Source organism: Anaerobacillus sp. ABD4_527 (genome assembly GCF_056160805.1).
Genome location: NZ_JBSWXZ010000001.1, coordinates 231405 through 245769 on the forward strand (window position 1 = coordinate 231405; position 14365 = coordinate 245769).

The 14365-nt window shown below is 42.0% G+C and carries 11 protein-coding genes; all 11 read left to right on the plus strand.

From position 1 onward, the window contains the following. Positions 1-57 precede the first annotated feature (57 nt). The 11 genes from bshC to spoVE all read left to right on the plus strand — a co-directional run bounded on the left by bshC (position 58) and on the right by spoVE (position 14251). Entirely contained in the window at positions 58-1677 is a 1620-nt protein-coding gene (bshC, locus tag ACXAHI_RS01260) for a bacillithiol biosynthesis cysteine-adding enzyme BshC (protein WP_474845349.1), read from the plus strand. A gap of 140 nt (positions 1678-1817) precedes the next feature. Further along, on the plus strand, positions 1818-2249 hold the full coding sequence (mraZ, locus tag ACXAHI_RS01265) for a division/cell wall cluster transcriptional repressor MraZ (protein WP_270181780.1): 432 nt from the start codon (positions 1818-1820) through the stop codon (positions 2247-2249). Positions 2250-2283: 34 nt separating this feature from the next. Further along, on the plus strand, positions 2284-3213 hold the full coding sequence (gene rsmH / locus ACXAHI_RS01270; RefSeq protein WP_474845351.1) for a 16S rRNA (cytosine(1402)-N(4))-methyltransferase RsmH: 930 nt from the start codon (positions 2284-2286) through the stop codon (positions 3211-3213). Between the two features lie 60 nt (positions 3214-3273). Beyond that, a complete protein-coding gene (ftsL, locus tag ACXAHI_RS01275) occupies positions 3274-3642 on the plus strand; it encodes a cell division protein FtsL (protein ID WP_270181782.1) in 369 nt (122 codons plus the stop codon). A 20-nt stretch (positions 3643-3662) separates the two neighbouring features. Beyond that, a complete protein-coding gene (locus ACXAHI_RS01280; RefSeq protein WP_474845353.1) occupies positions 3663-5864 on the plus strand; it encodes a penicillin-binding protein in 2202 nt (733 codons plus the stop codon). Between the two features lie 62 nt (positions 5865-5926). Then, positions 5927-7846, plus strand: coding sequence for a stage V sporulation protein D (locus tag ACXAHI_RS01285; protein WP_474845355.1), 1920 nt, complete (start codon positions 5927-5929; stop codon positions 7844-7846). Positions 7847-7940: 94 nt separating this feature from the next. Further along, entirely contained in the window at positions 7941-9404 is a 1464-nt protein-coding gene (locus ACXAHI_RS01290) for a UDP-N-acetylmuramoyl-L-alanyl-D-glutamate--2,6-diaminopimelate ligase (protein ID WP_474845356.1), read from the plus strand. Next, positions 9401-10753, plus strand: coding sequence for a UDP-N-acetylmuramoyl-tripeptide--D-alanyl-D-alanine ligase (locus ACXAHI_RS01295; protein ID WP_474845358.1), 1353 nt, complete (start codon positions 9401-9403; stop codon positions 10751-10753). The genes ACXAHI_RS01290 and ACXAHI_RS01295 overlap by 4 nt, the downstream gene beginning before the upstream one ends. A gap of 19 nt (positions 10754-10772) precedes the next feature. Further along, entirely contained in the window at positions 10773-11747 is a 975-nt protein-coding gene (gene mraY, locus ACXAHI_RS01300; RefSeq protein WP_270181787.1) for a phospho-N-acetylmuramoyl-pentapeptide-transferase, read from the plus strand. Beyond that, the gene (murD, locus tag ACXAHI_RS01305) at positions 11747-13087 is read left to right on the plus strand and encodes a UDP-N-acetylmuramoyl-L-alanine--D-glutamate ligase (protein WP_474845359.1); all 1341 of its coding nucleotides are present in this window, start codon (positions 11747-11749) and stop codon (positions 13085-13087) included. Before mraY ends, murD begins: the two co-directional genes overlap by 1 nt. 63 nt (positions 13088-13150) lie before the next feature. Then, the gene (gene spoVE / locus ACXAHI_RS01310) at positions 13151-14251 is read left to right on the plus strand and encodes a stage V sporulation protein E (protein ID WP_474845361.1); all 1101 of its coding nucleotides are present in this window, start codon (positions 13151-13153) and stop codon (positions 14249-14251) included. The last annotated feature ends 114 nt before the right edge of the window (positions 14252-14365 follow it).

Here is a 14365-nt window from a genome sequence, read left to right on the forward strand (position 1 = left end):
AACTAAGGATTATGCAGGCGGAATACCGTATTTGTGTCGAGAAAGGAAGAAATAGCAATGAAACTCACCGAAAATTTCCTTCCGGGAACAAATGTAATTGCTACCGATTACATCGCGAGGAAAAAAAGCATCTCAGCTTTTTTTGACTATACATATCAAACGAATGAGTCTTATGAAGAGCGCTACCAGGAACTGATGGAGCGTGATTTTGAACGTACAGCCTTAGCAGATCACCTCGAAGCGTTTAATCGAGTTTATCATCCAAATGAGAAGGCATTGAAAAACATCGAGAGACTGAAAAGAAAAGATGCTGTGACCGTAGTTGGCGGTCAACAGGCTGGTGTACTGACCGGTCCGCTTTATACGATAAACAAGGCAATATCCGTAATAAAACTTGCTGAAGAAAAAGAAAAACAACTTGGCGTTCCGGTTATCCCGGTATTTTGGATAGCAGGTGAGGATCATGATTTTCATGAAGTAAACCACGTGTATACGTTCAGTGAGAAAGAAACGAAAGTAGCGGTCCCTCAAAAGCAATATCGAAAACAGGCGCTTTCAGATATTGAGCTCGATCAAGCAGCGATCAAAGAATGGACGGACCACGTTCTTCATGAGTTTGGTGAAACGGATTACACGAACGACATTCTAAACTGGTTAGAAAACATCACAGATCGTTCTGTTACGTTCGTCGATCACTTTTGTCATATGATCACAGCCCTTTTCTCGAAGTACGGTCTTGTCTTGGTCGACTCAGGGAATGAGGCATTTCGGAGTCTTCAATCAAGTGTGTTTAAAACCATAATTAAAGACAACGAACGCATTAATAAGAGCGTCCTTGACCAAGCTGCCTCACTACATGAGTGTAACTACCCCGTAGAAGTTGATCTTGATGAAAATCAGGCGAACTTATTTGTGAAAGTGAAAGGTGAACGTGTTTTACTCGAACGAGAAGGGTCGCTGTTCAGAGGGAAAGCTGGTGAAGTAGAATACACAGAAGAAGAATTACTTCAGCTAGCGGAGGAAAAGCCAGATAAGCTGAGTAATAATGTCGTGACGAGGCCGATTATGCAAGATGCGATGTTTCCTGTTCTCGCCTTCGTTGGTGGACCTGGGGAACTTGCATATTGGGCATTGTTGAAGTCAGCATTTCAGGTGTTTGATTATAAAATGCCGGTTATTGTTCCGAGAATGACGTTTACGTTTGTAGAACGCCATATTCAAAAATATGCATCAGAGCTCTCACTATCAATCGATGACATTGTAAAAGACGGTGTCATGTCTTATCGAAATCGCTATATAGAAAACCTCGATCAGTATGGATTAGAAGAAACGTTCTCAAGTGCCGGCCAGAAGATAAAAGCTATCCATGACGATCTGAGGCAACTAACGACCAATGTCGATAAAGGTTTAGAGCGATATTCCAACAAAAATGGGGAATTTATTCAAAGGCAGCTAGATCTTCTTAAAGAAAAATTGCAGGCAACGATTCTAGAGCGACATGAACATACGCTTATGAAATATGATGAGATTGGACTTGCGTTAAAACCGAATGGTGCTCCACAGGAAAGAAAATGGAACATTGTGTATTACTTGAACTGGCATGGTCCTGATTTTATTGAACGTCTCATGAACTTAGAACTGTCACAATACGAAAAACACAAAGTTGTGTATTTGTAAAAAAACAATGAAATTTTCTTAAAAAATCCTGCTGATCACAGCAGGATTTTTATTTTGGTGCACGAATACATTTTCTAGTGGTGAAAAGTGGGGAGTTGTGGTAACTTAAAGGTAGAAAGTGGGGAAGGTGGGGAAAGCCAATGTTCATGGGGGAATATCAGCACACTGTTGATGAAAAAGGCAGAATGATCATTCCCGCAAAGTTCCGTGATGAACTTGGTGACACATTTGTCCTCACTCGTGGGCTTGATAAATGTATTTTTGGTTATCCTATGAAAGAATGGGAAGCCCTTGAAGAAAAAATGAAAACACTCCCTTTTACAAAGAAAGATGCTCGTGCTTTCACCAGATTCTTTTTCTCAGGTGCGACGGAATGTCAATTGGACAAGCAAGGCAGAGTAAACATTGCTGGGACGCTTAGACAATATGCTGAACTAGAGAAGGAATGCGTTGTGATTGGAGTTTCAAACAGGTTAGAGATTTGGAGCAAACCAGTTTGGGAAGACTACTTCAATGCCTCAGAAGAATCTTTTTCTGAGATTGCAGAAAGCATGATGGATTTTGATATGTAAAAGGTTAATATGCAGTGAAGGTTAAGGTGTAAACATGTTTGAACATATTACAGTTTTAAAAGAAGAAGCAGTCGATGCACTAAACATTAAAGAAGATGGGATTTACGTAGACTGTACTCTTGGTGGCGGAGGTCACTCTAAAGCGATACTCGACCAGTTGAGTACAGGGCATCTTTATGCATTTGACCAGGATCAATGGGCGATCGATAATGCGAAAACGGTGTTGGCTGGCTATGAAGACAAGCTCACAGTTGTAGAACGTAATTTCAGTTATATAAAAGAAGCCCTTTTCGATCTTGGAGTAGAAAAAGTAGACGGCATTCTTTTTGATCTTGGTGTTTCGTCTCCACAGCTTGATAAAGGAGAACGGGGATTCAGCTATCAGTTCGATGCAAAGCTCGATATGAGGATGGATCAATCTTCTGATCTAACGGCGTACGAAGTGGTGAATGAGTGGGAATATGAACGTCTCGTATCCATATTTTTTAAATTTGGAGAAGAAAAATTCTCGAAACAAATCGCTCGCAAGATTGAAAAAGCTAGAGAGCAAAAGCCGATCGAAACCACGTTCGAACTCGTAGAAATCATTAAGGATGCGATACCTGCTCCTGCGAGAAGGAAAGGGGGACACCCTGCTAAGCGAATATTTCAAGCGATCAGAATCGCTGTGAACGATGAGCTTAAGGTGTTTGAGAAAGCTTTGATCGATGGGATGTCGATCCTAAACCCAGGAGGACGGATCAGTGTGATCACCTTCCATTCACTCGAAGACAGGATATGCAAGACGACGATGAAAGAAGCGGCTTCAGGGCCAGAGTTACCTCCAGGCATGCCGATCATACCGGATGAGTACCAACCTGAAATGAAGCTGATTACAAGAAAGCCGATCATTCCTTCTGAAGAAGAGCAGGAAGGGAATCGACGTGCACGCTCAGCCAAGCTTAGAATTGCAGAGAAAATATAGATATAAAAAAAGATAGATAAAAGATAAATAAAACTTACAGAAAGTGTTAGGGGGAAAAGAATGAGTAACCTGGCGTATAAGTATCAACAGCAGCATTCACAAAAAGAACAAGTTGAAGTACAAAAGAAAGCAGTTTATATTCAACGTGGAAGAATCACGAAAGGAGAAAAGCTGCTCTGGATGATGCTTAGTATTGCAGTTGTAGCAGCTTCGATCATCATGATTTCCAATTATGCTTCTATCTATAATATCAATACGAGTATTCAACAGATTGAAGCGAAGCAGCAGGCTCAAATGAAACAAAATGAAGAGCTTCAGGTGAAAGTGACAGAATTAAGTGCACCAGATCGAATTATTGATATTGCTGAAGAAAAACTCGGCATGCAACTGAATGATCAAAACGTAGAAGTGATCAACAGAGGATCATAAATTCGGAGGTTTGCACTGAAATGAAGGAAACAAATAAGAACCCACATATTAATCGAGGAGCAGGGATACTGATGGCACTTTTCGTCCTGCTCTTTTTTGCTTTTATTGGACGATTTTTTTACATTGAATGGACCCAAGCGGTGTCAGGAGAAAATGGTGAAAAGGTCGACTTAACTGAACTCGGGAAAGAAAAATGGACAAAAAGTAAAATTCTTCACGCTGATCGCGGAACGATCTATGATCGGACTGGTGAGAAAGCACTAGCGATGGATATTCCCTCTTTCACCCTTCGAGCAATCTTAAGTGAAGGCTATGAAGAACACGTGGAAGATGTTGATAAAACAGCTAAAGAACTTGCTGGTATCCTCGATATGAGTGAAACTGAGATCAAAGAGAGACTATCGAAGGAAGGGCTCTTTCAAGTCGAATTTGGATCAGAAGGTAAAGACCTTAGTTTGTCCGAGAAAGAACAAATCGAAGAGCTCGATCTTCCAGGCATCGGGTTTATCCCATCAAAAACGAGGTTATATCCAAACGATGAGTTCGCATCTCATGTATTAGGGTTCACGAATGAAAATGATGATGGCACTCAAGAGGGTCTGCTTGGTCTTGAGAAACAATTAAATAAGTATCTTCTACCTCAAGAAGGAAAAGAGACGTATCAAACGGACCGAAAAGGGTACAAGCTTCCGTATGGGAACGACCACATCTCTCCTTCAAAACGAGGCAACGATGTTTATTTAACGATTGACGAAAAAATTCAATTGTTTGTTGAAAGAGCGATGGATGACGTGCAAGAGAACTATAATCCTGAACGTATGACAGCGATTGTAGCAGATCCAGACACTGGTAAGATACTAGCCTTAGGAACGAGACCTACGTTTGATCCTAACCTAAAGAATATTAAAGATTATACAAATATGGCTATTTCGCCATTCGAACCTGGTTCAACGATGAAAGTCTTCACCCTTGCAGCTGCGATTGAGGAAGGTGTCTACAACGGAGATGAACTCTATCAATCTGGTAGATACGCAGTTCCTGGAGGTACGGTTCCAGACCACAACTATGGAAAAGGTTGGGGTAAAATTAGTTTTGATGAAGGTGTTCAGAAATCATCTAACGTTGCCATGTCCATTCTCGTAAAGGAGAAACTTGGATATGATACGTACAGAGACTACCTTTCAAAATTTGCTTTCGATAAGAAAACGGGAGTAGATCTACCTGGAGAAGGGTCTTCAAGAATCATCTATCGTGGAGATCTAGAAAGAATTTCTACAGGTTTTGGACAAGGTTCAACGATAACACCGATTCAACAGATTCAAGCTGCAACTGCAGTTGCTAACGGCGGGAAGATGATGAAGCCATATGTAATTGAAAAAATCGTAGACCCTGACTCGAAGGACGTTAAACTTAATCACGAACCAGAAGTAGCGGGTGAGCCGATTTCTAGTGAAACAGCTAAGAAAACAAGAGACATCCTTCGCACGGTTGTAACGGAGGGGACAGGTACTCCTTATGACATCGAAGGGTATTCGATCGCTGGTAAAACAGGTACTGCCCAAATTTCACAAGGTGCCAAAGGGTATATGAGTGGATATGGAAACAATATATTCTCATTTCTAGGTATGGCTCCTGCTGAGGATCCAGAACTTCTCGTGTACGTTGCAGTCGATCGACCAGATCTTGAATATCCTGAATTAGGGAGCGACCCCGTTGCGACAGTATTTAATACAGTGATGAAGAATAGTCTTCAGTATTTAAACATCGATCCGTTAGAAGAAGAGGCAGAAGGGCAGGCGTCTGAAGAATCAGATGATGTTAGGAAAATTGAAGACTTCACTGGAGAAGATAGTGACAAAGTAGAAAAAGACCTTAAAGCGCAAGGCTTTAACGTTACCGTACTCGGGGGTTCAGGGAAGATTGTAAAACAATCTCCTCATCCTGAATCAGAAGTTCTTGAAGGTGAGCGAATCCTATTAAGGACGGATGGAAAAGTAACGATGCCAGATATAACGGGGTGGTCACTAACAGATGTGATGAAACTCGTTGAACTGATGGAGCTTAAACCGAACATTATGGGTGCTGGCTACGTAGCAAAGCAAGGAATAGCAAAAGGAGCTGCTGTTAAAGAAGGTGATTATCTCGTTGCTGAGCTTAAAAAACCTTCACCTACTCCTGAAGGTGAAGAAGAGGAAGAGCCAGAGGAAGAGATAACGGACTAGCAGGTCTATTAGACTAATCAATAACATATAGTGAAACGAGCATAATCAGGGAGGATGAGCTTATGCGCGTTTCCAATGTCACTGTACGTAGAAGGTTAGTAGTCGCACTACTCGTAGGTTTGTTTATATTCGCTGTGATCGTAACAAGACTCGGCTACGTTCAACTGGTCATGGGCAGCTGGCTCAGTGAAAAAGCGAAAGACTCTTGGAGCAGGAACATCCCTTTCGAGCCGAATAGAGGAGAGATACTCGATCGAAACGGTGTACCATTAGCGACAAATATAAGCGCGCCTTCTGTGCTGATCGTGCCGAGACAGGTGCAAAATCCGGCTTCAACTGCAGAAGCAATCGCAGCGTCTTTGAATACGAGTAAAGAGAAAGTGTACGAAACGATTACTCAAAAACAATCGATGGTATGGATTCGACCAGAAGGCAAGAAGATGACGAATGAAAAGGCAAATGAGATTCGTAAGATGAACTTACCGGGTGTTTATATTGCTGAAGACAATAAGAGGCATTATCCCAACGGAGCTTTTTTATCACACGTACTTGGGTTTAGTGGTATTGATAATCAGGGACTTACAGGTATTGAACTCTACTATGATGAAGAATTGAGTGGTCAGCAGGGACAGGTCGAATACTATGCGGATGCCAAAGGTAAGAGAATGCCTTCGCTTGCTGATGACTATACAAAACCGATCGATGGATTGGATTTGCGTTTGACGATCGATTCCAAAGTGCAAACGATCATTGAACGAGAACTTGATATCGCAGAGGCAACCTATAATCCTGATGGTGCAGTAGCGATCGCAATGAATCCCAACACAGGTGAAATTCTTGGAATGTCCTCAAGGCCAGACTTCGACCCCGAAAATTTTCAAGATTTCTCACCGGACATTTGGAACCAAAACAAACCTGTTTGGAGCACATATGAACCAGGATCAACGTTTAAGATCATCACACTTGCAGCCGCAATCGAAGAGGGAAAGGTCGATTTAGAAGAGGATCACTTTCATGATCCAGGCAGTATCGAAGTAGCTGGACGGAAGTTGAAATGCTGGAAAAGTGGCGGGCACGGAAGCCAAACGTTCCTAGAAGGTGTACAGAACTCTTGTAACCCAGGTTTCGTAATGCTCGGTGAACGACTTGGTAAAGAAAAGCTATTTTCATATATTCACAAGTTTGGGTTCGGTGAGAAAACAGGGATTGACTTACAAGGTGAAGCGAGTGGTATTTTATTTGATGTTGAGAATGTTGGACCACTAGAACTTGCAACTACTGCATTTGGTCAGGGAGTGTCCGTTACACCGATACAACAAGTGACTGCTGTTTCGGCAGCCGTCAATGGAGGGACGTTATACGAACCGTATATTGCGAAAGAATGGATCGATCCTGACACCGGTGCAGTCATTAGTAAAAATACGCCTCAAGTAAAGCGGCAAGTCATTTCAGAAGAAACGTCAAAAGAAGTAAGGCATGCTCTTGAAACGGTCGTAGCACTTGGTACTGGAAAAAATGCATTTGTAGAGGGCTATAGAGTTGGTGGAAAGACAGGAACTGCTCAGAAAGCGAAGGATGGGGCATACTTAAAGAACAACCACATCGTATCGTTTATCGGAATTGCTCCTGCCGATGATCCGCAGATCGTCGTCTATACAGCCATTGATAATCCGAAAGGAACGGTTCAATTTGGTGGGGTAGTAGCAGCTCCAATTGTTGGAAATATCATAAATGATAGTTTGACGGTTATGGACGTTCCAAAAAGGGAAGATCAAATTGAGAAAGAAAAAACTTGGTTAGACGAAGAGACGATTGAGATGCCGAATCTCGTAGGAATGACTTCTGAAGAAATCAGGGAAGCAATGTACAATTTGAAGATTGAAGCAAGTGGTGAGGGAGACACGGTTATTGCACAAGCACCAGATCCAGGTGTAAAATTACCTGCAGGCTCTGAAATCAGACTTTATATGGGTGACAAATAGCCACTCTGTGAGTACAATAAGTATGAAACAAGCCAAGGCATATGCTCTTGGCTTGTTTTCTGAAAAAGTCAGCAAACTAGAAAGGTGATCAAAGATGAGATTAGATGATCTACTTCATGCACTATTTACATATAAAAAGCTTGGAAGTGAAAATCCTGAAATTACATCTATAGAAAGCGACAATCGTACGGTGACTAAAGGAAGTCTCTTCGTATGTATTCCTGGTTATACGGTAGATGGTCATGATTTTGCAGATGATGCTGTAAAGAAGGGGGCAGCTGCAATTGTCGCGCAAAAAGAAATGAAGCTTTCTGTCCCTGTAATCGTAGTAAAGGATACACATCGTGCATTAGCAGAACTAGCAAATCATTACTATCAAAATCCTACTCAAGCATTTAACCTGATCGGAGTAACAGGAACGAATGGAAAAACGACCGTTTCACATTTAATCGAGAAGGTTCATCGTGATCAGAATCAAAAAACAGGATTGATCGGTACAATCAATATTAAAATTGGTGATGAAGAGTTTGAAACCAAAAACACGACTCCAGAACCGCTTCTCTTGCAAAAGCAATTTGCAAACATGAGAGATCATGGCGTCAACACAGCTGTGATGGAGGTATCCTCTCATGCGTTGACGCTTGGAAGAGTTCGTGGCTGTGACTATGATATCGCTGTGTTTACAAACTTAACGCAAGATCATTTAGATTATCATGGGACGATGGAGGAATATCGCCAGGCAAAGGGTCTTTTATTCTCTCAATTAGGCAATACATATGATACGGGTCAAAAGAAAGTAGCCATATTGAATGCAGATGATCCTGCTAGCCTAGAATATGAAAAAATGACGTCAGCTCATATTTTTACTTACGGCATCGATCAGGAAGCAGATGTTAAAGCGGTCGATATTTCGTTCTCAGCAACAGGGACTGAATTCCGACTCATCACGCATGAAGGAGTTAAAGAAGTCAATATAAAACTTACAGGCAAGTTTAGTGTGTATAATGCGCTAGCTGCAATTGCCGCTTGTCATGCAGCTGGCATTTCGTTAGATGATACCTTAAAGAGTCTAGGTGATATTCAAGGGGTTCCAGGTCGCTTCGAGTTGGTAGATGAGGGTCAGAATTTCCCAGTGATCGTAGATTATGCCCACACACCTGATAGTCTAGAAAATGTTCTTACTACAGTGAGGGAAATGGCCAAAGGAAATGTCTATGCTGTTGTTGGGTGTGGAGGAGACAGAGATCGTACAAAGCGTCCTCTTATGGCAAAGATTGCGACAAAGATTGCTGACACGTCCGTTTTGACTTCTGACAACCCAAGAAGCGAAGATCCCGAACGAATATTAGACGATATGGTCGACGGTGTAGATGGACATTACGTAAGAATAACTGACAGGGCAGAAGCGATCGCTTATGCAATCGATCATGCAACCGAAGGAGACGTTGTATTGATCGCTGGAAAAGGTCATGAAACGTATCAAATTATTGGAGAGCATGTTCATGATTTTGATGATCGTGAAGTAGCACGTCAGGCAATAAAGGGGAAGAAAGCATGAAATTTCGTTCAACGTTACTAAGCGATTTTGCAAGAGCATCGCTCGATAAAGAGCTACAGTTTGACGGCATTGCTACAGATACTCGAAAAGATTGCACGAACAAACTGTTTGTCCCGATTGTAGGAGAAGTATACGATGGGCATCGCTTCATCGATAAAGCCATCGAAAGCGGTGCTACAGGGACGCTATGGGATGACTCTAAGCCATTTCCAAAAGATCTAGAGAATCAAATCGTTGTCTACTATGTGAGAGACACGACTGAAGGGTTACAAAACTTAGCAAAAGCCGTATTGAATGCTCACAAACCCTATGTGGTAGGAGTAACCGGCAGCAATGGTAAAACAACTGTTAAGGATATGTTAGAAGCGGTTCTTAGCCCAAACTATAAAACATATAAAACGCAGGGGAATTTAAATAACCACTGGGGACTTCCTATGACGATCCTTTCGATGCCTGAAGATACGGATGTACTTATTTTAGAAATGGGTATGAGTTCAAGAGGAGAGATCTCACTTTTATCTTCAATCGCACGCCCTGATGTGGCCGTTATCACCAACATTGGTGAGTCACATCTTCTTCAGCTTGGAAGTCGAGAAAACATTGCGAAAGCTAAGATGGAAATCGTCGATGGCTTAAAAGAAAAAGGCTCTCTTATCATCGATGGAGATGAACCACTATTAGCTCCTGTTAAAAGCCGTGCAATTTCTTGTGGTTATGAAGACGGTAACGATTTTCAGATCAGTGAAGTCTCTCAACTTGATAAAGGCTTTGCGTTTTACCTTGCAGAAGAAGATAAACCGTTCGAAATACGTTTGTTAGGGAAGCATAATATAAAGAATGCGCTCTTTAGTATTGCTGCTGCTAGAAAGCTAGGTGTAGCGGACGATGCGATTAGGTCATCACTTTCCAACTTGAAACTAACAGGTATGAGGCTCGAGACGTATGAAACTAGCAACGGAGCATTGGTTATTAATGATGCTTATAACGCAAGTCCAACGTCTATGAAAGCTGCGGTCAATACACTGATCGAGTTAGAAGGATACAAAAAGAAGATTGCGGTATTAGGAGACATGTATGAGCTAGGTGTTCAAGAAGAAAAGCTCCATCGAGATATCGCGACTGCGATAAAAAATCCAATAACAGAAGTCGTTACTGTTGGTGAAAAAGGTAAATGGATCTATGAAGAGATGAAAACGAATGAAACAGTAAGTGTTCCTGCTGTTTCCTTTGCCACTAAAGAAGAGGCTTCATCATATTTAAAGGACCGCCTTGATAAAGAGACAGCAGTTCTATTAAAAGCTTCGAGAGGCCTCGGGCTTGAGACGATCATAAAGGCAAAAGGGAAGTAATTTTTAAGGAGGCAGGACATTGATTGAACGTTTATTAATCTTTAGTTTATTAACATCATTTATCATTGCAGTACTGGTCTCTCCAGTATTCATTCCATTCTTAAGGAGACTGAAATTCGGTCAAAGTATACGAGACGAGGGACCGAAGTCTCACCAGAAAAAGTCAGGTACCCCAACGATGGGCGGACTTATTATCATCCTTGCAATCATTATTGGTACAGTAGCGATCGCGTTGAAGTACGATGAGATCTCTATGGAAATCTGGCTGTTGCTCTTCGTGACCGTCGGATATGCTTTGATTGGATTTTTAGATGACTTTATCAAGGTTGTTAAGAAACGAAACCTTGGTTTAACTTCAAAACAAAAGCTCCTTGGTCAAGTTTTCATCGCAATTCTTGTTTATTTTGGATTACGTACGATTGGATTTGACACAGCTATCCACGTTCCAGGTACAGAGTTGAGCTTTGACCTTGGCATCGGTTATGTTGTACTTCTTTTCGTTATGCTAGTCGGTGCTTCAAATGCCGTAAACTTAACAGACGGTCTAGATGGACTCGTTGCAGGAACTTCGGCCATTGCGTTTGGAGCATTCGCGATATTAGCTGCTGCTACATATATGTACGATGTAGCGATCTTCTCTGTAAGTGTTGTCGGTGCAGTACTTGGATTTCTAGTCTTTAATGCACATCCTGCAAAAGTGTTCATGGGTGATACTGGCTCTCTAGCATTAGGTGGTGCGCTAGCAGCTGTTGCGATTATGACGAAGCTTGAGTTACTTTTAGTTGTCATCGGTGGGGTATTCGTAATCGAGACCTTATCGGTCATCATTCAGGTAGCTTCATTTAAAACAACCGGTAACCGTGTGTTTAAGATGAGTCCTCTTCATCACCACTACGAACTTTCTGGTTGGACAGAATGGCGTGTTGTTGCTACATTTTGGACGGTTGGATTAATTTGCGCAGCGTTAGGAATTTATCTCGAGGTGTGGTTGTAATGAAAAACAAAGATTTTTACAATGGTCGTTCAGTATTAGTGATGGGGATTGCGAAAAGTGGGTTTGCCGCAGCAAAACTACTTCGCTCCCTTGGCGCTAATGTAGTGGTAAATGATCGAGAAGAAGTATCAAACAACCCACAAGCACTGGAACTTAGTAAGGATGGCTTTAACGTAGTTGGAGGAGGACATCCGCTGTCATTGCTTGAGGGCACTGAATTAATCGTGAAAAACCCAGGGATTCCATACCATAACCCGCTTTTGCAAGAAGCTGAAAAACAAGGTATTCCAATCATAACTGAGGTAGAGGTGGCTGGGAAGATCTCTGAAGCACCTTTCATCGCAATAACGGGTTCAAACGGGAAAACAACGACGACGACGTTAATCGGTGAGTTGCTCAGTGGGACGAGCTCGAATCCCATCGTCGCGGGTAATATTGGGACAGTCGTCTGCGAAGTTGCAGCGAAAGCAACGCCAGATCAAACGCTCGTAACAGAGCTTTCTAGTTTCCAGTTACAAGGTACGGAGGAGTTTCATCCACACATTTCAGTACTCCTGAATATTTATGAAGCTCACCTTGATTACCATGGTACAAAAGAAGCGTACGCAAATGCCAAAGCTCGTATATTTGCTAATCAGAAAGAAGAAGATTACGCCGTATACAATGCTGACGATCCTCTCGTAACAGAATTTGCTCACGCCTCAAGCGCTACGCTAATTCCGTTTTCTGCAACTAAGCAGGTCGACGGCGTTACAATCGTTGATGGTTATATCATGTTTAAAGGTGAGAAAGTAATCGAGGTCGCTGATCTTTCGATGAAACAAAATATAGAAAATACGCTAGCAGCAATTGCAGTTGCGAAACTCTCAGGGGTTTCGAATGAAAAGATTCATGAAGAACTTTCGAATTTTCACGGCGTTAAACACCGTTTACAGTTCGTTGGAGAAGTAAAAGGTCGAAAGTTCTTCAACGATTCTAAAGCAACAAACTCCATCGCAACAAAAAAAGCACTAGATTCGTTCGAACAACCGGTAGTTTTGTTAGCGGGGGGCCTCGATAGAGGTAACGATTTCGATGATCTTATTCCATACTTTCAAGAAAAAGTGAAACATCTCATAACATTTGGCGAAACAGCACCAAAACTTCAAGATACTGCAAACAAAGCAGGATTGAAGAACGTAACAGTTGTCGATAATGTAGAAAAAGCTGTTCCTACAGCTTACAATCTTTCAACAGATGGAGAAGTGATTTTATTATCACCTGCATGTGCAAGTTGGGATCAATATAAAACGTTTGAAGAACGTGGAGACATTTTTATTGACGCAATGCATAAACTCTAAAGAAAGGTTGTCATGCTTATCCGAGCAGGGTGGGTAAATCGACGATAACGGGGTGTGGACTCATTGCCGAAAACAAAATCAACGCCAGACCTGATCTTTTTAACTGTGACACTTGCTCTGTTAGCAATCGGATTGGTAATGGTCTATAGTGCTAGTGCAGTATGGGCTTCTTATAAATTCGATGACGCCTTCTTCTTTGCAAAAAGACAGCTTCTCTTTGCAGGTGTTGGCGTCATTGCAATGTTCTTCGTGATGAATGTGGAATATTGGACGTGGAGAACGTGGTCGAAGTTAGGAATTATTATCTGCTTCTTTCTCTTAATACTCGTCCTGATCCCAGGGGTGGGATTAGTAAGAGGTGGAGCGAGAAGCTGGTTGGGTGTTGGTGCGTTTTCGATCCAACCTTCAGAATTTACAAAGTTAGCAATGATTGCGTTTTTAGCAAAATATCTTTCAGAAAACCAGAAACGTATTACCTCATTTAAAAAAGGACTCGTGCCTTCGTTAGGGCTTGTACTGGTAGCATTTTCAATGATCATGCTTCAGCCTGATCTCGGTACAGGTGCTGTAATGGTCGGTACCTGTGTCGTCATGATCTTCATTTCAGGTGCGAAGATTTCACATTTTGCATGGTTAGGGGTACTAGGGATAGCCGGCTTCGTCGGCTTGATCCTCTCAGCACCTTACCGAATCGCTCGTATCACTTCTTACCTCGACCCGTGGAGTGATCCGCTCGGTAGCGGATTTCAAATCATACAATCCCTCTATGCAATCGGACCAGGTGGATTGATGGGTCTAGGTCTAGGTCAAAGTAGACAAAAGTTTTATTATTTACCAGAGCCTCAAACAGATTTCATCTTTGCTATTCTTTCTGAGGAGCTTGGTTTTATTGGTGGAAGCTTCGTGATCTTATTGTTTGCCCTCCTCCTTTGGAGAGGGATCCGAATTGCACTTAGAGCACCTGACTTGTTTGGTAGCCTGCTCGCTGTTGGGATCATCGGGATGGTGGCAATTCAAGTGATGATCAACATCGGAGTGGTAACTGGCTTAATGCCTGTTACTGGAATCACGCTTCCTTTTCTAAGCTATGGGGGATCCTCATTGACGCTTATGTTAGTAGCGATGGGAGTCCTGTTGAATATCAGTCGGTATGCAAAGTTTTAGAAGTGAAAAAGTAGCGCAAGACAAAAGAGTGGAATCGAGCTTTAAGAAGTGGTAGGAATCGTGATTGAATGAAACGCTCCAGTTATTGGAGCGTTTTTATATTGAAATTCTTTT